Source organism: Nonomuraea sp. KM88, assembly GCF_052245635.1.
GTDB lineage: Bacteria > Actinomycetota > Actinomycetes > Streptosporangiales > Streptosporangiaceae > Nonomuraea.
In genome coordinates, this window is record NZ_JBQQCC010000004.1 from 611,954 (window position 1) to 634,635 (window position 22,682).

The window sequence follows — 22,682 nt, forward strand, 5'->3', positions numbered from 1 at the left end:
CCTCCCCCCACTTTCGTGCGATTGTCGCAAAAGGTCATACACGTGATTGGTGTCGATCGCAGCCTATGGGAGACACGCCGGGACGGGAACTCAGGAGGGACCTGAGGCGTTGCAGGTTTAAACGGGCTTTGCCGGTCCGGAAGGCAGGCAGTGCGCACGAAGGGACGAAACCAGGCACTATGGCGGTAGCGGTGGTCCCAGAGAGAGGAGTTCTGGTGGACGAAAGCGACCACCAGACAGATACTCCGGTGTCGTCTGACTGGACTCCTCCCACATGGGAGGAAGTGGTGCGGACCCACTCCGCACGGGTGTATCGGCTGGCGTACCGGCTGACCGGCAATGTCCACGACGCGGAAGACCTGACCCAGGAGGTCTTCGTCCGGGTCTTCAGGTCGTTGTCGAGCTACACCCCCGGCACCTTCGAGGGATGGCTGCACCGGATCACGACCAACCTGTTCCTCGACATGGCGCGGCGCAAGCAGCGCATCAGGTTCGAGGGGCTGGCCGACGACGCCGCCGAGAGGCTGCGCGGTCGTGAGCCGTCTCCTGCCCAGGCGCTCGACGACGCCCATCTGGAGCCCGACATCCAGGCCGCCCTCGACGCGCTCGCCCCGGAGTTCCGGGCCGCGATCGTGCTCTGCGACATCGAGGGCCTGTCCTACGAAGAGATCGCGGCCACGCTCGGCGTCAAGCTGGGCACGGTCCGAAGCCGGATTCACCGTGGCCGGGCGCAGTTGCGGGAGGCGCTCGACCACCGAGCCCCCCGTAATTCTCAACTCCCCCCGACCGTGACCCGTGGGGAGGAAAACTGATATGGCTCATCTTGGAGAACGCGTATCCGCGCTTGTCGACGGGGAGCTCAACCACACCGAACGCGAGCGCGCGCTTGCCCATCTGACCTTCTGCGCTGACTGTCGGCGAGAGGTCGAGTCGATGCGGGCGCTGAAGTCGCGCCTGCGCTCGCTCGACGATCCCGCGATGCCGGCCGACCTGACGATGTCCCTGCTCCGGATGGCGGAGCCGGGAGGGCCGCTGCCCCCGAGGGAGCGCCCTTTCCCCACTCGCACCTTCGGCGGGGTGCCGATCCCTGGGCCGCACAGCATCGCGCCGCTCGACAACCGCCCGCGCCGGGACGCCGCTGGTGGGGCCACGGGCCCTGGGCGCGGGGGTAGGCGGCGCACGACCTACGTGGCGGTCGGGGTGGTCTCCGCGGCCGTCGCGCTCGGCACGTTCTTCGCAGCCACCGGCGTGGGCCAGAGCAACCCCGCGCCTCCGGTCGAGCTCTTCCAGCAGCCCGATCGCAACTCGCCGACGAGTGCTCCCCCCACCGCCACACCTTGAGATCGCACCATGCCTGGGATACTTGGGGTGGCGTAGTCAACGACGCGTGGGGCATACGATCTGGGTTCGGGATTTGTCACAAGCGATTCCTGACAAATGCTTTATGACCCTCGTATGCCGCAAGAGCGAGGATTGCGGTGGCCGAGCCAAGGAGTGGTGAGACTTAGATGACCGACGAGACGCGCCCCAACGAAGGACGCACGACGTCGGACTACCCCGAGCCACAGGGGCGGCCGGACTTCCTGCCCGCGGAGGACACGCCCGAGCACGAAGGCAAGCGGCCCGAGCCGCCCGCCTCTTTCGGCACCTCCTGGGGCGACCCGTCCGGCCGTTCCGAGCGTCCCGGCACGCCACCGTACGACAGCCGCCCATCCGGCGGCTCGCCCACCGACGGCGGGGTCGCGCCGGACACTTCCGGCCAGAGCGGGCCGCGGCCCGGTGCACCCTCGTTCGGCCCGCCCGACCCTGGTGCCCGCTCCCATGACGGCCTGCCGTCCGAGCCGGGCGCGCGCCCCTACGGCGGCCCGCCGTCCGATCGGGACTCACGCTCCCAGGACGGGCCGTTCTTCGGGCTCGCGGAAAGCGGAACGCGGGAAAATCCCGCGTTCGGCCGCCCTGACGGCGGTGAGGGCGGCTATGGCCGGCCTGACGGCGGCGAGGGTGGCTATGGCCGTCCCGATGGCGGCACGCAGGAGAATCTCGCGTTCGGCCGCCCTGACGGCGGCACGCGGGCGTACGAAGCCCCGCTCTTCGGCGGCCCGCCCTCCTACGGAGGCGCGCCACCGCCGCCTCCGCGCCAGGCACTCGGCATGGGCGCGGGCTGGGCGCCGCCGCCCTCGGGCGCGCACAGCCACGGGAGCAGGCCGCGCCGCATCCCGAGCACCGGCTTTCTCATCTCGACCGCCGTCGTCATCGCCCTGGTGGCCTCCCTGCTCGGCAGCGTGGGCACCTACCTGCTCACCAAGCCGACCAGCGACAACGACCCCGGCTACAGCCTGGGCCCGGTGCCGACCGGCGCCACCAACCGGGCCCCCGACTCGGTGGCGGGCGTGGCCGCCCGGGTGCTGCCGAGCGTGGTCTCCATCGAGGCCGGCAACGGCATGGCCACCGAAGGCGCCTCGGGATCCGGCTTCGTGATCAAGAACGGTTACGTGGTGACCAACAACCACGTGGTCTCCCCGGCCGCCAAGGGCGGAGAGATCAGGGTCATGTTCAACAACCGCAAGACCACCTCGGCCCGCATCGTCGGCCGCGACCCCGGCTCCGACCTCGCCGTGATCAAGCCCGAGGACACGTTCGGCACGCCCGAGATCACCCTCGGCAACTCCGACCAGGTCGTGGTCGGCGACCCCGTGATCGCCGTCGGCTCCCCGCTGGGCCTGACCGGCACGGTGACGACCGGCATCGTCAGCTCGCTCAACCGCCCGGTCATCGCGGGCGACGACACCGGCGCCAGCTCCGAGGAGCCCGCCTACATCAGCGCGATCCAGACCGACGCCGCCATCAACCCCGGCAACTCCGGCGGGCCGCTCGTCAACGGCCGCGGCGAGGTCGTCGGGGTCAACTCGGCGATCGCCACCCTCAGCCGCTCGCTGAACAGCCAGAGCGGCAGCATCGGCCTGGGCTTCGCGATCCCCGTCAACCAGACGCGGCGGGTGGCGGAAGAGCTGATCGCCACCGGCAAGGCCAAGCGTCCCAAGATCGGCATCCTCCTCGACCGCGACTACAAGGGCCAGGGCGTACGCATCGCCTCGGAGCCGGTCGGCGGCCAGCAGCCGGTCGACGCCGACGGGCCCGCCGGCAAGGCCGGGCTGAAGGCGGGCGACATCATCCTGGAGATCGACGGGCTCGCTCTGCAGGACGGCAACGAGCTGATCGCGCTCATCCGCAGCAAGGCGCCCGGCTCCACGATCAACATCAAGTTCCAGCGTGCGGGCCAGGAGCAGAGCGCCACACTGACCGTCGAGGCCGACGACCAGCCCGCCCCGACCCCGTCCTGAGCGCGTTCCGTCGTCTGTGGATCGGCTGCTCCGCCACAGCAGCCGATCGCTCCTCCCTTCACGGCACAGCCGACCTGGCTCCACCCGCCGGCGTGCCTGACCGGCCTTCCAGGGTGACGCTCACCGGCTTCCCCGCCGTGCCGCCGTAACGAACCGGGCTCGGCCGTCCGCGTGGTGACCAGGCACCCCGGTCCGCGCGCGGTGGTTCGTGTGCGGGGTGGCGGCCCGGCTGTTCGCGCGGTGTGCGGGTGTTCCGGGCCGCGGGTGTTGGTCCGGGGGCAAGTGGCGGGGGCAAGTGGCGGACCGGACGGCTGCGCGCGGGAGCGGATCGGGCGGCTGGGCACGGGATTCGCAGCAGAAATGACCATGGGGCGGCGACCGACCTACGCCGGAGAGCCCTTAGTCTGTGGATAGGCCGGGGTTGTCCTCGGAGAGGTTGGACTGCGGTAGGAGCTCACGGTGTTCGGACTCGGGTGGGGGGAATTCGCGGCGCTGATCGTCATCGCGCTGCTCGTCTTCGGCCCCGACAAACTGCCTCAGGCCGCCTCGCAGGCGGGCCGGACGCTGCGAAACCTGCGGCGCATGGCCACCAACGCGCGCGACGACCTGCGTGCCGGGCTGGGCCCGGAGTTCTCGAACTTCGACCCCGCCGACCTCAACCCGCGCACGTTCGTCCGCAAGCATCTCCTCGACGACATCGAGGACGACTGGAACAACAAGCCGCGCGAGTTGGAGCCGGCGACCACGGCCCCCGCCACACCCGACCCGGTGGACGAGCTCGGCTACGGCGAGCTCCCCCCTTATGACTCCGAGGCCACCTGACGGCACCGGGTGACGCCGGCCGCCCCGGGCGATCCTGCTCGGCGGCGACGGTCGCGCCCTTGCGCCGGCCGTGGCCGGCGTGCTTTCCAGCGGTGATTGCGGCAACCCGTGCCGGGCAAATAGTTGCCACGGTTATAGTAATAGAGTTTACTACTTGATGTGGATCTCGAACGGGAGCAGGTGCCCTCGACCGGATGGCTGCTCTGGCAGGTGGCGTTGCGCTGCAGGACCGCGCTCGACCGGGCGCTGGCCCCCTTGGGGCTGACCAACGCGCAGTACGGCCTGCTGGCGGCCCTGTGCGAGCTGTCCCGTAACGGGGCGTCACCTTCCCAGCGCCGGCTCGCCGACTTCGCCGGCCTGGAACCGATGTACGTCTCCAAGCTCGCTCGCACGCTGGAACAGGCCGGGCTCATCGAGCGTCAGGACGACCCCGACGACACCAGGGCCGTCCGGCTCATCCTCACCGGCGCGGGCGCCGAGCTCGTCGGGGCCGCCCGGCAGAAGGTCGTGGCGCTCGACGAGCGCATGCTCGCTCCGTTCGGCGGAAGATCCAGTGACGACACCGCCGCCCTGCATGGCCTGCTGCTGACCCTGCTCCACCACCTCGACCAGGAGAAGCCATCATGAAGATCGTGGTTCTGGGCGCGACCAGCCGCACCGGGCTGTGCCTGCTGGCAGAGGCGCGGCGGCGCGGTCACCACGTCGTCGCGTTCACCCGACGGCCTGACGCGCTGGACGCGGTCGCTGCGCCGGCGGAGATCGTGCACAACGACGGCCGCGACCTCGACACGGTGCGCGCGGCCCTTGCCGGCGTCGACGCGGTGATCTCGCTGCTGCCCGGTGGCGGCCGTCGCGACCCCCACCTGGCGGCCGAGTCGGCGCATGTGCTCATCACCGCCATGGCCGACGCCGGTGTCCGCCGGCTGGTCGTCGTCAGCGCCTATCCCATTGTGGGCGTGCGGCCCCGCGTGCCGATCTGGATTCTGCGCCGCGTCCTGGCCACGCCGTACGCCGACGTGTCCCGGATGGAGCGGATCGTCTCCGCAGCCGACCTCGACTGGACCATCGCCCGCCTGAACCGGCTCGTCGACAGGCCCGCGACCGGCGCCATCACCACCGGCACCGGCCTGTTGGCGAAGCCCCGCCCGCACAGCCGAGCCGACACCGCCGCCATGCTCCTCGACCTCGCCGAGGACTCTCAGACGGCCCGGTCCGCGCTCAACGTCAGCGGTTCGTGAGCTCAGGCGCGGGCCGGGCGGCGGGGTCGCGGGTCAGCCGCGGGGCGCGAGGCCGAGCTGGAGGCCCTTGAGGCTCGAGGAGCGCTTGCTCAGGGCGCCGGCGATCGAGCGCAGCTCCGCGGCGGCCGGCGAGTCGGGGTCGGTCAGGACCAGGGGCTTGCCCTCGTCGCCGCCCTCGCGCAGCCGCAGGTCGATCGGCACTTGGCCGAGCAGCGGCACCCTGGCGCCGAGGGTGCGGGTCAGCGCGTCGGCGACCGTCTGGCCGCCGCCCTCGCCGAACACCGCGATGCGCTCGTCGCAGTGGGGGCACGGCAGCCACGCCATGTTCTCGATGACGCCGGCGATCTGCTGGTGCGTCTGCGCGGCGATGGAGCCGGCGCGCTCGGCCACCTCGGCGGCGGCCATCTGGGGCGTCGTCACGACCAGGATCTCCGCCGACGGCAGCCGCTGCGCCACCGAGATGGCGATGTCGCCGGTGCCCGGGGGCAGGTCGAGCAGGAGCACGTCGAGGTCGCCCCAGTAGACGTCGGCGAGGAACTGGTGCAGGGCCCGGTCGAGCATCGGCCCGCGCCACACCACCGCCGTGTTGCCCTCCGGCTTGAACATGCCGACCGAGATGACCTTGATGTCGTGGGCCACCGGCGGCATGATCATGTCTTCGACCTTGGTGGGCTTCTCGGCGGCACCCAGCATGCGGGGCACGCTGTGGCCGTAGATGTCGGCGTCGACGATGCCGACCTTGAGGCCGCTCGAGGCCATGGAGGCGGCCAGGTTGACGGTGACGGACGACTTGCCGACCCCGCCCTTGCCGCTGGCCACCGCGAAGACGCGGGTCAGCGAGCCGGGCTGGTTGAAGGGGATCTCCTTCTCCGGGCCCCGGTCGCCTCTCAGCTTGGTCTGCAGGGCCTTGCGCTGCTCGGTGCTCATCACGTCGAGCTCGAGCTGCACGTCTGTCACGCCGTCGAGCTTGGCGACGGCGTTCTTCACGTCGCGGCGGATGGTGTCCTTCATCGGACAGCCGGCCACCGTGAGGTAGACGCCGACGCGCACCGCGCCGCCGGAAGCGATCTCGATGCTCTTGACCATGCCGAGGTCCGTGATCGGGCGGCGGATCTCGGGGTCGATGACGGTGGCGAGAGCGGCCGTCACGGTTTCCTGGGTTAGTGCCATCGAAGTCTCGGCACGAGGGAGTGCCGTCCCTCCTTTGTCGGTATATGTGTGACAGGCGCTGGACGCCAGTGAGGATGCCCCTCCATCGTATGAACCGGCGGCCTCGCTGGGTTAATCCGAGCTGTTAGATGTTCGTGCAACAACGTCTTAAGGTTACTCCGTGACTCTTCTGCGCCACGAAGGCCTCACCGCCGACGAGCTGGCGGTCTGGCGGATGTTGCAGCGGGCCCAGGTGCGCATCACCCGTCACCTGGAGGCGGAGCTGCTGGTCGCCCACGACCTGCCGCTGGCGTCGTACGACGTGCTCATGCAGCTGGCCGAGGCGCCGGAGCGGCGGTTGCGCATGAACGATCTCGCCGAGCGCGTGCTGCTCTCCCGCAGCGGGCTGACCAGGCTCATCGACCGGCTGCAGCGCGACGGCCTGGTGGCGAGGGAGGCCTGCGCCGACGACGCGCGCGGGCTGTTCGCGGTGCTGACCGAGCGCGGGGAGGCCAGGTTGGCCGAGGCGACGCCGACCTACCTGCGCGGCATCAGGACCCAGTTCCTCGACATGCTGGGCCCTGACGAGATCGGCGAGGTGCGGTCGATGCTCGCCAAGCTCGACATCACCGGCGCTCCCTGAGCTCCTCCAGCAGGCGCCCGAGCTCGGAGCGCAGATAGTCGCGGGTGGCCACCTCGTTCAGGGCCAGGCGGAGCCCGGCGATCTCGCGGGTCAGATATTCGATCTCCGCCTGGTTGCGCTCGGCCGTCTCGCGGTCCTGCTCGTACTGGATGCGGTCGCGGTCGTCCTGGCGGTTCTGGGCCAGCAGGATCAGCGGCGCGGCATAGCTGGCCTGCAGTGACAACATCAGCGTGAGGAAGATGAACGGGTAGGGGTCGAACTTCAGGTGATCGGGCGCGGCCACGTTCCAGGTCACCCAGGTCGCCACGAAGACGGTCATGTAGACGATGAACCGGGCGGTGCCCAGGAAACGGGCGATCCGCTCCGACAGCCGCCCGAAGGCCTCGGGGTCATAGTGCGGCCGCAACGACCGCCGCAGGTCACGGGGCTGGTCGAGGCGTTCAGACGTCATGGTCGGCCCCTTCGCGCCAGTCTTCGGGAAGAAGGTGGTCGAGCACGTCGTCGACGGTCACCGCGCCGACGAGCCGGCCGAACTCGTCCACGACCGGGGCGGCCACGAGGTTGTAGTTGGCCAGGTAGGAGGTGACCTCGCGCAGCGTGAACTCCGGTTTGATGGGGTCGATCGAGGGGTCGAGCACGCCGCCGAGAATCGTGGACGGCGGCTCGCGCAGCAGCCGCTGGAAGTGCGAGACGCCCAGGTAGGTGCCCGTCGGCGTCTCCGTGGGCGGCCTGGTGACGTAGACCTGCGCCGCGACGGCCGGCGTCAGATCCTGCTGGCGGATGTGGGCGAGGGCCTCGGCCACCGTGGAGGTGGGCGGCAGGATCACCGGCTCGCTGGTCATCACGCCGCCCGCGCTGTCGACGGGGTAGGTCAGCAGGCGCCGCACCGGGGCGGCCTCTTCCGGCTCCATCAGCGCCAGCAGCCTGGCCGCCTGCTCCTGAGGCAGGTCGTGCAGCAGGTCGGCGGCGTCGTCGGGCGCCATCTCCTCCAGCACGATGGCGGCCCGCTCGGGCTCCAGCGTGCCGAGGATGCCGATCTGGTCGGCGGGCGGGAGCTCCTCCAGCACGTCGGCCAGCCGGTCGTCGTTGAGCGCGCGGGCGATCTCGACGCGGCGCTTGGTCGGCAGCCCGTGCAGCGCGCTGGCCATGTCGGCGGCCCTCAGCGACTCGAACGCGGCGATCAGACCGGCGGCCCCCTGGTCCTTCTGCAGCGTGTCGAACCCGGTCACCTCGGTCCAGTCGACGATCCGCAGGTCGCGCCGGCGGCCCCGGTGGAGCGCGACCTTGGTGATCTCCCACGTGGACGGCTTGACCTCCTCCATGGCCACGTCGTAGACGGTCATCGGCTGGTCGTCGCAGGTCACGGTGAGGTCGAGCATCTCGCCGATGACCAGTGTCTCCGTGGCCCGCTGCTCGAACCTGCGCATGTTGAGCCGGCCGGTGAAGACCACGGCGCCGGCCTCGATGCGGCGTACGCGGGTGATGGGCAGAAAGACCCGGCGGCGCGGCTGCACCTCGACCACCAGGCCGTGCACGTTGGGCCGGCGGGTGAGGCGCAGGCCCGCCACGACGTCGCGCACCCGGCCGATCTGGTCGCCGGCGGGGTCGAAGACCGGGGTGCCCTGCAGCCGGCCCACGAAGATCTGCACGTGGCCAGGCTAACAGGGCTATCCCGTTGCGCCCCGTACGCCGGACGTGTCAGTATCAAACCCGCTTAACGGTCATTACGGTTCGGATGGTGTGCGATGAGGTATGCGGGGCTGGCGCTCGCGTTCGTGGGGTCGTGGTGTTTCGCGTTCGCCGGGCCGATGGCCAAGTACCTCATCGCTGCCGGGCTGGCGCCGATGGAGGCCGTCTGGACGCGGATGGCGGGAGCGGGGCTGCTGCTGGTGGCCGTGCTCGCCGTGGTGAGGCCGAGCGCGCTGCGGATCGCCCGGTCCAAACTGCCGTTCTTCGGCCTTTACGCGCTCATGGGCGTCGCGGGCGTGCAGTCACTGTACTTCGTGGCCATCACCAGGCTGCCGGTGGGCGTCGCGCTGCTGCTGGAGTTCATGGCGCCGGTGATGGTGGTGGCCTGGGTGCGGGTCGTGCGCAGGATCAGGCTCGCCCGGGCCGCGTACGTCGGAGCGGTCGTGGCGGTCGTGGGCCTCGCGATCGTGGTCGAGGCCTGGCAGGGGCTGCGGATCGATGCGCTGGGCCTGCTGCTCGGCCTGCTGGCCGGGGCGTGCTGCGCCGGATATTTCCTGATGTGCGATGGCTTCGGCGACGACATCGACCCGCTGGGCCTGATCGCCTGGGGTCTGCTGGGCGCGGCCGTCCTGCTGATCCCGGTCTCGCAGCCCTGGAACATCCCCTGGGAGGCCTTCACGGTCTCCGCCACCCCGGAGGGCGCCGTCACGCTGCCGGTGATCGGGGCCTACCTCTGCATGGCGGTCGTCGCGACCTCGATGGCGTACATCCTGAGCATGTACGCCGTGCGGCGGCTGTCGGCCGCCGTGGGAGCCACGGTCGCGTCCCTGGAGGTCATCGCGGGCGCGGTGGTGGCCTGGGCGCTCGTCGGGGAGACGCTCGGCGTGTTCCAGATGGTGGGAGGGCTGATCGTGCTCTCGGGCGCGCTGCTCGCCCAGACCGCCACCGCCTCCGCCCAGCCCTCGGAGGCGCCCGAACCCCAGGTCATCGAGGAACCGGCCGCGGTCACCGCTCCGGGGTGAGGCGCACGACGGTGCACTCGCGGGCCCAGCGCTCGGTGAGGCCCTCGCCGTCGCGGGCGTTGAGCCGCTCCTTCGCCAGCACCGCCACGGCGTCGGCGTCCGAGGCCTGGTCGACGACCGACACCGCGGCGTCGAACTCCACCAGCCTGGCTCCGTTGTCCTTGCTGCGCAGCGTGACACGCACCCGGTCGAGCCGGTCGAGACCGGGCAACTGCTGCTCCTCGCCGCCCGTCACCACGTAGATCGCGCCGTCGTGCCAGGAGTGCCAGGCCAGCCGCGGGCGGTCGAGGGTGAGCCAGAGGATGCCCGACTTCTTCGCGCCCTCTTGGATCGCAGAGGTGTTGTCGCTCACAGCTCCGACTGTACGGCCGAGCCGGGGCCGCGGACGAGTACCGTGTGCGCATGCGCTCCCGTCGTTCGGTGCTCGCCGTGCCAGGCAGCAACCCCCGTTTCCTCGACAAGGCCCAGACCCTGCCCGTCGACGAGGTCTTCCTCGACCTGGAGGACTCCGTCGCGCCCCAGGCCAAGGAGGAGGCGCGCAAGAACATCGTGACCGCGTTGCGCGAGGGCGACTGGTCGGGCAAGACGCGGGTGGTCCGGGTCAACGACCTCACCACCCAGTGGACCTACCGCGACGTGATCGAGGTCGTCGAGGGCGCGGGGGAGTTCGTCGACTGCCTGATGCTGCCCAAGGTCCAGGACTCCACCGAGGTCGTCTGGCTCGACACGCTGCTCACCCAGATCGAGAAGGCCATGGGCCACGAGGTGGGCCGCATCGGCATCGAGGCGCAGATCGAGAACGCGCGCGGGCTGGTCAACGTCGACGCCATCGCGGGGTCGTCGCGGCGGCTGGAGACGCTGGTCTTCGGCCCGGCCGACTTCATGGCCTCGATCAACATGCGCACGCTCGTCGTCGGCGAGCAGCCGCCCGGCTACGTCGAGGGCGACGCCTACCACTACATCCTCATGCGCCTGCTCATGGCGGCCAGGATGCACGACCTGCAGGTGATCGACGGCCCCTACCTGCAGATCAAGGACGTCGAGGGCTTCGTGAAGGTGGCGCGCAGGGCGGCCGCGCTCGGGTTCGACGGCAAGTGGGTGCTGCATCCCTCCCAGGTCGACGCGGCCAACGAGGTGTTCTCGCCGGCGCAGGAGGACTATGACCACGCCGAGCTCATCTTGGAGGCGTACGACTACTACACCACGGTAGAGAAGCGCGGCGCGGTCATGCTGGGCGACGAGATGATCGACGAGGCCTCCCGCAAGATGGCGCTCGTCGTGGCGGCCAAGGGGCGGGCCGCCGGGCTGACCCGTACGACCTCCTTCACACCTTGAAGCCGATGGCGGTGAAGAACCAGAACGACGAGGTCAGCCAGAGCCCGACGAGCACCGTGAACGCCGCCCCGCCGAGCACCGGCAGCGTCCAGCCCGGCGCGCCGCGCTTGGGCAGGGCGAGCATCTTCGCGGTGAACACCCCGTAGAAGAAGCAGCCGAGCAGCGAGTGCACCAGCACCCTGGGCACGTCGTACTGCAGGCCCAGGGCATAGAGGCAGTGGAAGGCGACGGGGATCGTCAGCAGGAAGGCGATCCGGCCCGACCAGCGGTGCACGCCGGGCGGGACGGTGACGCCGAGCCTGCCCCACATCGACAGGGCCGAGACCACCTGCACGATCGCCAGGACGAACGCGCCCGTGGTGAGCCAGACCTTCATCGGCAGCGCGGCGGAGAAGCCGGCCACGCCGACCGCGAACCCGGTGGGCGTGTGGGCCCGCCCGAAGACGCCGAGCGCGACCACGACCAGCCCTCCGGCGATCAGCGGCCACAGCAGCGGGGTCAGGCTGCGGGAGGGCCGCTGGTGGATGGCTGTCATGACATCTCCTCGATGAAGCCGTCGACGTCCTTGGGGTAGACCGTGGTGTCGTCCACGGTGAGGGGGGTGGTGGGCCGCTCGCCGTCCAGCCGCGGGATGTCGAGCTGCTCCTCGCCGAGGACGGCGGCGCCGACCTGGGTGAAGCCGCCCTGCGGGTTCTTCAGGACGATCCAGCCCGCCCTGAGCTTGGCGCCCCTGACGATCGCGGTGGCGCGGTAGAGGCCCGACGGCTTGACGACCGTGGGCGCGACGAAGCTCCACTTCTCGCCGCCGAGGGCGACCGTGCCCCTGGCCTTGCCGCCTCCCAGCGCGGCCGTGACCTTGGCGCTGCCGAAGCCGGTCAGCGACAGCTCGCCCGCCGACTCCTTGCCCTTGAACCAGGCCTCGGTCCTTCCGTCGCAGAAGTAGCCGATGGCCTTGCCGTTCCTGATCGAGATGGCGATGAGGCCGCCGTTGCCCTTGACGCGCCCGCCGTAGTCGGCCCTGGTGATCTTCTTGGGCTCGGTGCGGGAGGGTGAGGGGGAGGGCTGCGCGGTGTTCGTCGCCGCGGGAGGCGACTCCGTGGTGTTCTCCTGCGCGGGGGTGGTCTCCTCTGCGGAGGGCGCCTCCGCGGCTGTGTGCGCGGCCGTGTTGTCGGCCGCGGGTGCCGCGTTGATGCTGGCGACACCGAGTCCCGCGGCGAGCACCGCGCCTGCCGCGAGGGTGATGACAGGTCCCAGCCTTGACATGGACTGCTCCCAGGTTCGAATGCCTACGATCCCGAGCATCCGCCTAAAAGAGCGCGCCGTCTGTGAACTAATGCTCACCAAGCGGACAGAATGGATGGATGCAGGAAAACCCAGGGCCACAGTTCCCGTACGGCGCGCCGCCGCCGGGCTACCCGTACCCGCCCCGACGCCAGCCCTGGTTCCTGCCGCCACCGCGTGGGGCCCGCTACGACCACATGGCCAGGACCGCCGCGTCCCATCCGTGGCGGGCGATCGTCGGGACGCTCACCATCGCCGCGGGGTTCTTCACGCTCGGCCTGGTGGTGGTGTTCGCGGGCATGCTGGTGTCGCTGCTGGCCGGCATCCCGTTCACGATCGAGCCCAGCGGGCAGCTCTCCGGCAATCCGGAGTTCGCTCTGGTGGTCCTGCTGCTGTCGCTCGCGCCGATGATCCTGCTCGTGCTCGGCACGGTGGCGCTCATCCAGCGCCGCCGCCCCGGCACGGTCTCGTCCGTGACCGGGCGGCTGCGCTGGTCCTGGATGGCGCGCTGCGCGGGGCTGGCGGTCCTGGCGCTGGCGGCCGGCCAGGGCACGCAGTTGCTGGTCATGTCGGCCTCGGGCGAGAGCAGCGAGATGTTCGGCTGGGCCGGTTGGGAGGGTTTCCTGCCGGCGTTGATCGTGATCGTGCTGCTGGTGCCCTTCCAGGCGGCCGCCGAGGAGTACGTCTTCCGCGGCTGGTTCGTGCAGGCGGTGGGCGCGCATGTGCGCAATCCGATCTGGTCGATCCTCATCGGGGCGGCGTTGTTCGCGTCGTTGCACGGGTATCAGCCGGCCGGGCTGGTCGACGTGTTCGTGTTCGGGGCGGTGATGGGATGGCTGACGGTGCGGACGGGGGGTCTGGAGGCGGCGATCGGGTTGCACGTCATGAACAACGTGCTCGCCTTCGGGCTGAGCGCGGCGGCCGGCAGCCTGGAGGAGGCCCTCGACCAGCCGAACGTGCCGGTGCCCTGGCAGGCGCTGCTGGGTACCGGGGTGCAGCTCGCGGTTTACGCGGGCGGTGTGTTGTATCTAGCCAAAAAGCGGTCAATAAGCACTGTTTCTGGATAAATCAGGCACGGGGTGCCGGGAATCTCGCTAGAGAGGTCTCGCTATTCCGGCCGAGTCATGCTGGTCTGGATCCTGTGGGGACGGCGAGGATTTCCCGGAGGTAGTCGTTTCGACCGTTCCCATGCCCGGACACGACCCGATTGATCGACGAGTTCCACCCGTACGACACGTTCGACGAGGAGGTACGGCGCGTGGCCTCCGGCCCCAGCGAACCGCCACGGCGACCGCCGGGTGACGACGACCCGCGTTCTGAGGGGGCGTCGGAACCGCAATCTTCTGAAGAGCCCAGGATCAGCCATGCGCCGCCGGGGCCCACCGACGACCGGGCCAGGGGATTACCGCTGGCATCACCGTGGGACATGCCGCCGTTCGCCGCTCCCGTCCCGGAGGACGAGCCGCAGGAACCGCCCAAGGGGCGCCGGCCGTACAGCTCGCCGACGGTGGATTCCGAGGTGGAGCCGCGCCGCCGCCCACGCCGCGTCGTCAACCGCCCCGACAAGCTCGTGGCGGGCGGCCCGCCCCCCGAACCGGAGCCGGACGCCGTCGAGGAGGAGGCGGAGGCGTTCCAGGGCACCCGCATCCCCCCGTACGTCCGGGTCTACCCCGTCGAGGAGCCCTCCGACGCCGAGCCGGTGCCCGAGCCGCGGGAGGAGCACCCGGAGGAGGGCGAGCCGGAGGTGCGGCGCGTCGGACGGCCGCCGTCGGGACGTCCCACACGCCCCGACCTCCTGGTCGCCACCGGACCGCCCCGCCCGCAGGGGTCGAGCGGCAGGCACCACAAGGGCCCGGCGCCGGCCGCCGTCCGCAGGGCGGGCCCCATGCGCCGCGGCAGCAGGGCGACCCCCATCGTCCTGTCAGTGGCCGCGGCGGTCCTGGTGGCCGCCGGCGTGCTCGTGTGGCAGTGGAGCGGCGACGAGGCCCCCGGCCTGCGCCTGGAGGCGGGCACCGGGCGTTCGGGCGACGAGTTGTTCACCGTGCCCGCCGCGGGCGACGGCGTCAACCAGAAGCTCAACGACATGGCCTCGGCGGGCCGGGCGGTGGTGGCGGTCGGCAGCGACACGACGAGCCCCACGCCGCGCCCGCTGTTCCTGTTCTCGCCGGACGGAGGCAAGACCTGGCAGCTCGGGCAGGTGAACGGCGTCTCCTCGCCCACGGTCCAGCGGGTTGTCGGCGGCGACGGGCGGTGGCTGGCCAGCGGCGGCGACGGCCTGGCGGGCGAGCGCGGCCTGTGGACCAGCACCGACGGGTTCAGCTGGACGGCCGTGGAGCAGCCGGGCGGGGCCGCGTTCCGGGCCGGTGACCACATTCACGACATCGCGCGGACGGCCTCGGGGTTCGTCGCGGTGGGGCGTACGACGGGGGAGGACGGCGGGTCCGGGCCCGCGGCCTGGCGCTCGGACGACGGCGCCAGGTGGGAGCGCGTCGAGACCAGAGGGCTGGAAGTGGGCGAGATCAGAGCCGTGGTGGCCAGGGGCGACATCGTCGTGGCCGTCGGGCAACCCGCGGTCGGCGAGGGATCGCGGGTGCTGCGCTCGGCTGACGGCGGCCGTCACTGGCAGGCGACCGGCTTCCAGCTCCCCGAGGCCGTGCCGCGCACCGGGACGCTGGGCCTGCTGCCCAAGCAGTTCGTCCTGGTGCCGACGCGGCAGCGCACGGTCACGGGTGACGTACGCGTCTACTGCTCGCCGACAGGGGCGCAGTGGAAGCAGTGCGGCACCATCGGCGGCCTGAGCGGCGAGAGCCCGGGCGTGGAGTCGCTGATCTCCCACAAGTCCGGCGTCGCGGCGATCACGCAGGCCGGCCTCGGCAGGTACACCGTGCTGACGAGTACGAACGCCCGCGACTGGGACAAGCGGGCCGACTTCGCGGACCTGCGGGGCGCGACCCTGCGCGGGTTCACGATCTCCGACAGCGGCACCCTGTTCGCCGGCGGCGACCAGGCGGCGTCCGACGTCGACAACCAGCTCGTGCTCATGGCCGCGCCTCCGCGCGGTGCGGCGGCGCGCGTCAAGCTCGGCGAGGTCGAGGGCCTGTCGCGGATCGCGCGCGAGACGACCGCGCTGGCCAGCTTCTCCGGCAGGTACGTCGCCGTCGGCTCGGCGTCCGGCGACGCCGGCCTGTGGACGATCAAGAACTGGCAGAGCTGGAAGTCGATGAGCCTCGGCGGGCCGGGCAGGCAGTCGCTGGAGGACGTCACGCATGGGGAGCGGGGCTGGCTGGCGGTCGGCGCCACCGAGACGAACGTGGCCGTCACCGACCCCCTCCTCGTCACCTCCGCCGACGGCGAGAGCTGGAAGAGGCTCGACGTCTCCGGCGACCTGGCCCGCGACAAGGACCACCCCTCGCTGACGACGCACGTGGTGACGGCAGGCAAGCAGGGGTACGTCCTGGTGGGCGAGTCCAAGGACCAGGCGGGCGCGTCGAGCACGGCCATCTGGTTCACCCCTGACCTGCGCAAGTTCACCAGATCGGAGAAGTTGCCGCACGGCGGCTCCGGCGTGCGGGTCCACGACGCGGTCGCCAGTTCCGACGGCTTCGTGGCTGTGGGCGGCTCGGGCGCCGCCGAGCAGGAGAACACCGTCGTGTGGCACTCCGACGACGGCGTCAACTGGACCGCTCGCGACGCGGTGTCCCCGCCCGGCGCCACCTCGGCGGGGCTGCGGCGGGTCACGGCGTACCAGGGCAAGCTGGTGGCGATCGGCACGGCGCTGGTGGACGGCGCGCGGCGGGCGTTCGCGGCCGCCTCCGACGACGACGGCGCCACGTGGCGTACGGCCTGGCTGCCCGCGAAGCAGGCGGCGGCGGTCTATGACCTGGCGGCGGCCGATGAGGGCCTAGTGGCGGTCGGCTGGCACGGCGCGCCCGGTGAGGGCGACAGCGCGGCCTGGACCTCGCAGGACGGGTTGTCGTGGAACCGGATGGAGCTGACGAAGGACAGGCTGGCGGGGCAGGGCATGCAGTGGTTGTCGGCGGTGGCGGTCTCGCGTGTCGACGCCTCAGGGGCGGAGGTGGTGGCCCTCGGCCGGTCGACGACGTACAACGCCGACCATCTGATCCTGTGGACCTCCAGCCTGTCCGCCAGCAGGTAGGAGCCGGCTAGCGCGGCAACACGCCCCAGCCCGTCAGCGTGTCGAGCAGTCCTTCGGTGAGCGGCAGCCGGGCCAGCTCGTCCATGCCGCACCACCGCACGTCCGCGGCGTCGTCACCGGCCGCGGGGGTTCCGCCGGTGACGGCCGCGAGATAGTCGCGGATCACGTACGTGACCCCGCCGGGTCCGGGGCGCTCAACCGTGCCGGCCAGGCGGCCCACCTCCACGTGCAGCCCTGTCTCCTCCAGGACCTCGCGCCGCAGTCCCGCGGCGTCGGTCTCGCCGGGCTCCAGCCTGCCGCCGGGGATGGACCACAGGCCCATGCCGGGCGGATGCCCCCGCTGCACAAGGAGAATTCGGTCAAAGGCATCAAAAACTATCGCCCCAATACAATTTACGCGCACATGACCAAGATTACGACGAGATAACGAGAACCGCCCTTGACGCAACGCCGCAGAAGGAAGCACCGTGGGTAGCTGTGAGAGCGGCTGCAACCTGCCCACGATGTTCTGGCCGGCTTCACGAGCCGAGCGCCTGGTCGAGTGCGTATCGATGCGACACGCACGGGGATGTCCTGCCCTATCAGCCTCCATGGCCGCCGACCAGCACGGCGCTGGAGGCGATCCGCAAGAGCTCCGTGGTTCCCGTGTGGCTGCCATGGCCGTTGCCGGCCGGCTGGCTGGTGACCGGTTTCGGCGAGGTGGGCGACCAGCGCACCGGCGGTCGCGCCAGCGTGGTCGCGCTGAGCGGGCCGTCGCTCATGGGAGGGCCCGCCGACCTGCTCGTGATCGCGGAGGAGCCGGGCATCGGGCTGGGCGCGGCGTTCGCCGGCCTCGACGGCCCCGACCCGGGCTCGGGGTTCGACGCCGGCCCGCCGAACGCCAAGATCCAGGTGCTCGGCCATCCCACCGCCATGTGGTGCGTGAACGGGCAGGCCGACCGGGCGGTCTACGCCGGCGAGGCGCTCGGCAACTGGTTGTGGACGATCGCCTGGCCGGCCGACGCCGGCTGCCTCATCGCGCTGACCGAGCTGTCGCTGATCGACGCGCGGGATCACGACCTGGATGTCCCTTTCGGTGCGTTCTCTCCCCGGCTCGAGGAGTAGGACGGGCGACGGCGATTCGCGCTCTCGTGTAGACGGGCTAGAGTTCGGAGGCGTGACAGCGCGTATCGAGCGAGTGGTGACCGAGGGCGTCGTCGACATCGACGGCACCGAGCACAAGGTCGAGAACAACACCTGGATCGTGGGTGACGACGACGAAGTGATCGTCATCGACGCGGCGCGTGACGCCGACAAGATCCTTGAGCAGGTGGGCGAGCGTGAGGTGCTGGCCGTCATCTGCACGGCGGGCCTGCCCGACCACGTCGGCGCCGCCATCGAGGTGGCCAGCAGAGACGAGGCCGTGGTCGCCCTGCATCCCAAGGACAAGCCGCTGTGGCGGGAGACCTGGTCGGAGACCTGGCCCGACATCGACATGGAGGACGACGGCGTCTTCGAGGTGGCCGACGTCCAGCTCGACGTCATGGAGACGCCTGGCGTCACGCCCGGCGGCGTGTCGCTCTACTGCGAAGGGCTCGGTGCCGTGTTCACCGGCAAGGCCCTGCAGGCCGACGGCCCCGGCAAGCTGGGCGGCGAATATCCCGCCCTGGCCGACCAGCTGACCTCGATCGGCGGGCGGCTGTTCACGCTGCCCGGCGAGACGCGGGTGCTGGCCGTCCACGGCGACGAGGTCACGGTCGGCGACCTGGAGCCGCACTTCGACGACTGGGTGTCCGGGTCGCTGACCCGCGTCGACACCGAGCCCGCCGACGACGACGGCCCGCTCACCGACGGCACCAAGATCTCCGGCATCCGCCTCGGACCCGGCGACGAGTGAGGCCATGAGCAGGGTGGGCGGGTCCCGTCCGGCCGCCTCGCGGGGTGAGGGCGGATGAACACGCAGCTTCCGCTGGAAGGGATGCCGCGGCGGCTCTACTCCTGCACGCCGTCGCGGCTGAACACCTGGCTCGACTGCCGCCGCCGCTACCGGTTCACCTATCTCGACCGGCCGCAGCCGTCAAAGGGCCCCGCCTGGGCGCACAACAGCGTCGGGGCGAGCGTGCACAACGCGCTGGCGGGCTGGTGGCGGGAGCCGTACGAACGCAGGACCCCGCTGACGGCGGCCGTCCTCGTCACGAACGGGTGGATCACCGAGGGGTTCAAGGACGCCGAGCAGTCGGGCCGGTGGCTGGGCCGCGCTCGCGACCTCGTGTCCGGATATGTCGCGACTTTAGATCCTGCTGACGATCCGGTCGGCGTCGAGCGCACGGTCGCCACCCGCACCAAGGTCGTCGCCCTGTCCGGCCGCATCGACCGGCTCGACCGGCGCGGCGACGAGCTGGTCGTGGTCGACTACAAAACCGGCCGCCGCCCGCTCACGCAGGACGACGCCCGTTCCTCGCTCGCCCTGGCCGCCTACGCCATCGCCGCCTCCACGATGATGCGCACGCCCTGCCGCACCGTCGAGCTCCACCACCTGCCGACCGGCGAGATCGTCCAGTGGCGGCACACCGACGAGTCGCTCACCCGCCACCTGCGGCGCGCGGAGGAGGTCGCGACCGAGGCCGCCGAGGCCGACGAACGCTACCGCGAGCTCGTGGCGGCGCCCGCGCGCAAACCCGCGGCCCCGCCAGGCGAGCGGCCGTCCACCAGGCCACCCGTCGGACCCGCCGCCGTGCCGGCGGAGGTCGACGAGCTGTTCGCGCCTGCCCCCGGCCCCATCTGCTCCTGGTGCGACTTCCGCCGCCACTGCCCCGAAGGGCAGGCCGCAGGGCCGGAGCGCCGCCCCTGGGACGGGCTTGCCGACTAGCCGGGCTCACCCCCTGGCGGCGAGGGCCGGACCGTGAAGGGCGTGGAGCGGTTACCGGCCGCGGTGGCGCTGGGCTCGCTGTTCAACCCGCTGAACTCATCGATGATCGCGGTCGCCCTGGCCGGCATCGAGGCCGAGTTCGACGTCGGGATCGCCGCCGTCACCTGGCTGGCCGGGGGCTTCTACTTCATCGGCATCATGGTGCCGCCGCTGATGGGAACGCTGGCGGACCGGTTCGGGCCGAGACTGGTGTTCTGCGCCGGGCTGGTGACGATGGCCGTCACCGGCGTGCTGGCCGCGCTCGTGCCCACCTACCCGGCCCTGGTGGCGGTGCGGCTCCTGCAGGCGTTCGGCAGCTGCGCCACCATGCCCGCGGGCATGGTGATCGTGCAGGCGGCGATGGCCGACGCCGACGGCAGGCCGCCGCCGCGCGTCATCGCGATGATCTCGATGGTGCTCACCGCCAGCGCCGCCATCGGACCCGTGCTCGGCGGATTCCTGATCTCCTTATGGGGATGGCGGGCGATCTTCCTGGTCAACGTGCCGCTCGCGGCGGTCGCGTTCGCCGCCGCCCTGCGGTGGCTGCCCAAGGTGCGCGTAGACGGTGCACGGCAGGCCCTGCTGCCGCGCCAGAACCCGCGGCTGCTGGCCACCTACGGCCAGTACGCGCTCGTCAACGTGGTCTTCTACCTGGCGTTCCTCGCGCTGCCGCTCTGGGCGCAACAAGTCGGCGGCGTGCCCGCGCACGTCGCCGGGCTGCTGGTGCTGCCGCTGTCCGTGCTGGCGATCGTCGCGACCCCCGTCGCGGTGACGCTGGCGGCCCGGCTCGGCATGCGGGCCGTGCTGATGGTGAGCGGCGCGCTGCTGGTGGCGGGATCCTGCGCGATGCTCGCGGTCGGCCCCGTCATGCTGGTGCCGGTGGTCGCGGCGCTGCTGGGCGTGGCGTCGGCCTTCAGCCAGTTCGGGCTCAACTCGCTGGTCTTCGTGCACGCGGGCGGGCGCGACACGGGCAGTGCGGTGGGTTTCTTCCAGGCGTCCCGCTACGTGGGTGCGGCGACCGCGTCCGCGCTGCTCGGCGTGCTGTTCGACGGGGCGAGCCTGGACACGGGCGGCTGGGCCATGGCAGGCGTGTCAGCCGCGGTGCTGGTCGCGGGCGTGCTCGCGCCCGTCAGGCGGCCGGGGACTTCGGCCAGCGGCGGGGATCGGTCAGCCCCTTGAGCCCTCTGCTCACGTCGTAGCCGGCGGCGCCGAGCCGCTCCCTGGAGGCCCGCAACATCCGCCGCGTGGCCGGCATGAACGCACGGTCGTGCACGGGCTCGGGCAGCGCGTTCATGGCCAGTCTGAACGCCACGAGCCCGGCCGTCACGGCCGCCGCGGGCACCTCGGGCAGCGCGCCGTACATGCGCCTGGCCCAGTCGGGCAGCGTGAAGTAACAGAGCGCGCCGAAGGGGAAGTAGCCGGGTTTGCCGGGGGATAGCAGCCTGAGCTCGCGCGGCAACCGCGGCCACATCAGGAAGCGCACGGTCGAGGCCGCCTCCTCCGTCACGCGCAGGCTGGGGCGCATCTGCTTGAAGTAGGCGTCCATCTCCGCGCACGAGCTGGGCACGTCGTCGAGATGCAGGCCGACGTACGTGGCGCTCTTGCGCTGCTCGCGCAGGTAGCGGTCGGCCTGCCGCTCGGTCAGCCCGAGCCCGCCGCGCCTGGCCACCTCGAGGTACGACGAGACCTCCGCGCAGTGCACCCAGAGCAGCAGCCCGGGGTCGTCGACCCGGTGCGTCCCGCCGGTGTCGGGATCGTGGACGCGCAGGGCCCGGTGGATGCCGCGCACCCGCCGGCCGATCTCGTCGGCCTCCTCCGGGCTGCCGAACGTCACCCGGCCCACGAAGTCGGCGGTGCGGCGCAGGCGGCCGAAAGGATCGTCCTGGAAGGTGGAGTTCTGCCAGACGCCGCGCATCGCCAGCGGGTGCAGCGCCTGCAACATGAGCCCACGTACGCCGCCGACCCACATCGAGCGGTCGAGATGCACCTGCCACGTCGCGCTCTGCGGCGGCTGGACGACGATGTTTTCGATGCCCCTCATGGTGAACGCAGGATTACACGGCAGTGGACCTTGTGTCCAAGTAATGTTTCTCGGCCGAATTCCAGAACCTCACCAGCGCCGCCGCCGTCGTCTCCGGCGCCTCCACGGCGGGGGAGTGCACCGCGCCCGGCACGACCACGGAGTCGGCTCCGAGCCTGGCCGCCATGTCCGACTGCGCCTCCGGCGGCCATCCGTCGTCGTGCTCGCCGTACAGGACGAGCGTGGGCACCTCGATCTGGCGCAGCTCATCGGTGCGGTCGCGCATGGTCAGCACCTGCTCGGCCATCCGTGCCAGGCCGGTCGGCGAGTTGCTGATCAGGCGCCTGTGCAGGAACTCCCTGATGTCGTCGGACACGTCGCCGGCCAGCGCCTCGGGCTCGAACCTGTGGTGCCACAGGTGTTCCAGGCCCAGCGCCGGCACCTCCTCGGTGATCGTCCTGGCGTTGCGCGCCCGCCGGCCCTCGATGGGGCCTGGACCCGAGCTCATCAGCGTGAACGACGCGAACTTCGTCACCCCGTCGATCACTGCCTCCCTGGCCACCAGGCCGCCGAAGGAGTGGCCCACCAGGTGCACGGGCTCGCCGCCGCCGACGACCTGGGCGAGCGTGTCGATGTCGGACCCGAGCGCGGCGCACGTGTAGGCCCCGGGATCGTCCGGGCCCGGCGTTTCGTACTGGCCGCGCAGGTCGACGACCACCACCCGGCGGCCCGACTGGGCCAGCGTCATCAGGACCGCGAGGAAGTCCTCCTTGCTGCCCGTCAGGCCGGGGACCAGCAGCGCGGGCCAGCGCTCGATCACACCACTGACCGGAACCGCCTCCAGGACCGCGAACGTGCCCTGTGGCGTTTCGATCTTCTGTGATGCGACGCCAGGCGGCAGGTCGAGGAATCGCGGCGTACTCACGTGGGGCAACAATACCCAGAGGTCAGCGCCTCGACACCGGCATGGCCACGACGCCGGTGCGAGTTCTCAGGAGAGACGAGCTGTGCGCGGTGCGGGAAACCCGCCCGTCTGAGGCCTGGGACGCCCCCCAGACCCCCGTGGCGGGCGCTGAGCGCCTCCTGGGGCCGCCTGCGT

The 22,682-nt window shown here is 71.3% G+C and carries 24 protein-coding genes; 15 read left to right on the plus strand and 9 right to left on the minus strand.

Translation table 11 applies throughout. The annotated features are described in order from the left end of the window. Positions 1–179: 179 nt before the first annotated feature. The 6 genes from sigE to ACTWPV_RS16310 all read left to right on the plus strand — a co-directional run bounded on the left by sigE (position 180) and on the right by ACTWPV_RS16310 (position 5,401). Entirely contained in the window at positions 180–812 is a 633-nt protein-coding gene (gene sigE, locus ACTWPV_RS16285; protein WP_347646382.1) for an RNA polymerase sigma factor SigE, read from the plus strand. Position 813: 1 nt separating this feature from the next. Further along, on the plus strand, positions 814–1,341 hold the full coding sequence (locus ACTWPV_RS16290; RefSeq protein WP_132597645.1) for an anti-sigma factor family protein: 528 nt from the start codon (positions 814–816) through the stop codon (positions 1,339–1,341). Between the two features lie 167 nt (positions 1,342–1,508). Continuing rightward, on the plus strand, positions 1,509–3,341 hold the full coding sequence (locus ACTWPV_RS16295; RefSeq protein WP_443152388.1) for a trypsin-like peptidase domain-containing protein: 1,833 nt from the start codon (positions 1,509–1,511) through the stop codon (positions 3,339–3,341). Positions 3,342–3,800: 459 nt separating this feature from the next. Further along, positions 3,801–4,163 (plus strand): sec-independent translocase, encoded by a 363-nt coding sequence (locus ACTWPV_RS16300; protein WP_443152389.1) that lies wholly within the window; start codon positions 3,801–3,803, stop codon positions 4,161–4,163. Positions 4,164–4,322: 159 nt separating this feature from the next. Then, on the plus strand, positions 4,323–4,790 hold the full coding sequence (locus ACTWPV_RS16305) for a MarR family winged helix-turn-helix transcriptional regulator (protein WP_347646385.1): 468 nt from the start codon (positions 4,323–4,325) through the stop codon (positions 4,788–4,790). After that, entirely contained in the window at positions 4,787–5,401 is a 615-nt protein-coding gene (locus tag ACTWPV_RS16310) for an NAD(P)-dependent oxidoreductase (RefSeq protein WP_443152390.1), read from the plus strand. Before ACTWPV_RS16305 ends, ACTWPV_RS16310 begins: the two co-directional genes overlap by 4 nt. Positions 5,402–5,434: 33 nt before the next feature. On the opposite strand, the gene ACTWPV_RS16315 is transcribed toward ACTWPV_RS16310, so the two are convergent. Then, positions 5,435–6,571, minus strand: coding sequence for an Mrp/NBP35 family ATP-binding protein (locus tag ACTWPV_RS16315; RefSeq protein WP_347646387.1), 1,137 nt, complete (start codon positions 6,569–6,571; stop codon positions 5,435–5,437). A 160-nt stretch (positions 6,572–6,731) separates the two neighbouring features. On the opposite strand from ACTWPV_RS16315, the gene ACTWPV_RS16320 reads away from it, so the two are divergent. Beyond that, entirely contained in the window at positions 6,732–7,193 is a 462-nt protein-coding gene (locus ACTWPV_RS16320) for a MarR family winged helix-turn-helix transcriptional regulator (protein WP_347646388.1), read from the plus strand. On the opposite strand, the gene ACTWPV_RS16325 is transcribed toward ACTWPV_RS16320, so the two are convergent. Further along, complete coding sequence (locus ACTWPV_RS16325; RefSeq protein WP_347646389.1) at positions 7,177–7,644, minus strand: DUF1003 domain-containing protein; 468 nt, start codon at positions 7,642–7,644, stop codon at positions 7,177–7,179. The two genes, ACTWPV_RS16320 and ACTWPV_RS16325, sit on opposite strands and share 17 nt — an antisense overlap. Then, positions 7,634–8,842: a magnesium transporter MgtE N-terminal domain-containing protein gene (locus ACTWPV_RS16330; RefSeq protein WP_443152391.1), complete on the minus strand. Its 1,209-nt coding sequence runs from the start codon at positions 8,840–8,842 to the stop codon at positions 7,634–7,636. The genes ACTWPV_RS16325 and ACTWPV_RS16330 overlap by 11 nt, the downstream gene beginning before the upstream one ends. 96 nt (positions 8,843–8,938) lie before the next feature. On the opposite strand from ACTWPV_RS16330, the gene ACTWPV_RS16335 reads away from it, so the two are divergent. Then, complete coding sequence (locus tag ACTWPV_RS16335; protein WP_443152392.1) at positions 8,939–9,904, plus strand: EamA family transporter; 966 nt, start codon at positions 8,939–8,941, stop codon at positions 9,902–9,904. Here the strand turns inward: ACTWPV_RS16335 and ACTWPV_RS16340 are convergent. Then, a complete protein-coding gene (locus ACTWPV_RS16340; RefSeq protein ID WP_347646391.1) occupies positions 9,888–10,256 on the minus strand; it encodes a hypothetical protein in 369 nt (122 codons plus the stop codon). The genes ACTWPV_RS16335 and ACTWPV_RS16340 overlap by 17 nt on opposite strands. Before the next feature lie 50 nt (positions 10,257–10,306). Between ACTWPV_RS16340 and ACTWPV_RS16345 the strand changes: the two genes are divergently transcribed. Continuing rightward, positions 10,307–11,239: an HpcH/HpaI aldolase/citrate lyase family protein gene (locus tag ACTWPV_RS16345; protein ID WP_347646392.1), complete on the plus strand. Its 933-nt coding sequence runs from the start codon at positions 10,307–10,309 to the stop codon at positions 11,237–11,239. On the opposite strand, the gene ACTWPV_RS16350 is transcribed toward ACTWPV_RS16345, so the two are convergent. Together ACTWPV_RS16350 and ACTWPV_RS16355 are read right to left on the minus strand one after the other, a co-directional pair. Further along, complete coding sequence (locus ACTWPV_RS16350; protein ID WP_443152393.1) at positions 11,229–11,774, minus strand: DUF6529 family protein; 546 nt, start codon at positions 11,772–11,774, stop codon at positions 11,229–11,231. The genes ACTWPV_RS16345 and ACTWPV_RS16350 overlap by 11 nt on opposite strands. Further along, positions 11,771–12,502, minus strand: coding sequence for a hypothetical protein (locus ACTWPV_RS16355; RefSeq protein ID WP_443152394.1), 732 nt, complete (start codon positions 12,500–12,502; stop codon positions 11,771–11,773). Before ACTWPV_RS16355 ends, ACTWPV_RS16350 begins: the two co-directional genes overlap by 4 nt. Before the next feature lie 98 nt (positions 12,503–12,600). Between ACTWPV_RS16355 and ACTWPV_RS16360 the strand changes: the two genes are divergently transcribed. Together ACTWPV_RS16360 and ACTWPV_RS16365 are read left to right on the plus strand one after the other, a co-directional pair. Beyond that, positions 12,601–13,587: a lysostaphin resistance A-like protein gene (locus tag ACTWPV_RS16360; protein ID WP_443152395.1), complete on the plus strand. Its 987-nt coding sequence runs from the start codon at positions 12,601–12,603 to the stop codon at positions 13,585–13,587. A gap of 140 nt (positions 13,588–13,727) precedes the next feature. Continuing rightward, positions 13,728–16,676, plus strand: coding sequence for a hypothetical protein (locus tag ACTWPV_RS16365; RefSeq protein WP_443152396.1), 2,949 nt, complete (start codon positions 13,728–13,730; stop codon positions 16,674–16,676). A 7-nt stretch (positions 16,677–16,683) separates the two neighbouring features. Here the strand turns inward: ACTWPV_RS16365 and ACTWPV_RS16370 are convergent, their stop codons facing one another. Continuing rightward, on the minus strand, positions 16,684–17,079 hold the full coding sequence (locus tag ACTWPV_RS16370) for an NUDIX hydrolase (protein WP_443152397.1): 396 nt from the start codon (positions 17,077–17,079) through the stop codon (positions 16,684–16,686). Between the two features lie 74 nt (positions 17,080–17,153). On the opposite strand from ACTWPV_RS16370, the gene ACTWPV_RS16375 reads away from it, so the two are divergent. Genes ACTWPV_RS16375 through ACTWPV_RS16390 form a run of 4 tightly spaced genes read left to right on the plus strand, consistent with a single transcriptional unit; the run spans position 17,154 to position 20,742 of the window. Beyond that, positions 17,154–17,780, plus strand: coding sequence for a DUF6758 family protein (locus tag ACTWPV_RS16375; RefSeq protein ID WP_443152398.1), 627 nt, complete (start codon positions 17,154–17,156; stop codon positions 17,778–17,780). 52 nt (positions 17,781–17,832) lie between these two features. After that, entirely contained in the window at positions 17,833–18,552 is a 720-nt protein-coding gene (locus ACTWPV_RS16380; protein WP_347646399.1) for an MBL fold metallo-hydrolase, read from the plus strand. A gap of 54 nt (positions 18,553–18,606) precedes the next feature. Further along, complete coding sequence (locus ACTWPV_RS16385; RefSeq protein WP_347646401.1) at positions 18,607–19,524, plus strand: RecB family exonuclease; 918 nt, start codon at positions 18,607–18,609, stop codon at positions 19,522–19,524. Positions 19,525–19,566: 42 nt separating this feature from the next. Further along, complete coding sequence (locus ACTWPV_RS16390) at positions 19,567–20,742, plus strand: MFS transporter (RefSeq protein ID WP_443152399.1); 1,176 nt, start codon at positions 19,567–19,569, stop codon at positions 20,740–20,742. Here the strand turns inward: ACTWPV_RS16390 and ACTWPV_RS16395 are convergent. Together ACTWPV_RS16395 and ACTWPV_RS16400 are read right to left on the minus strand one after the other, a co-directional pair. Next, complete coding sequence (locus tag ACTWPV_RS16395; RefSeq protein WP_443152400.1) at positions 20,693–21,604, minus strand: oxygenase MpaB family protein; 912 nt, start codon at positions 21,602–21,604, stop codon at positions 20,693–20,695. The two genes, ACTWPV_RS16390 and ACTWPV_RS16395, sit on opposite strands and share 50 nt — an antisense overlap. Before the next feature lie 13 nt (positions 21,605–21,617). Next, positions 21,618–22,508, minus strand: coding sequence for an alpha/beta fold hydrolase (locus tag ACTWPV_RS16400; RefSeq protein ID WP_443152401.1), 891 nt, complete (start codon positions 22,506–22,508; stop codon positions 21,618–21,620). Positions 22,509–22,682: the final 174 nt, after the last annotated feature.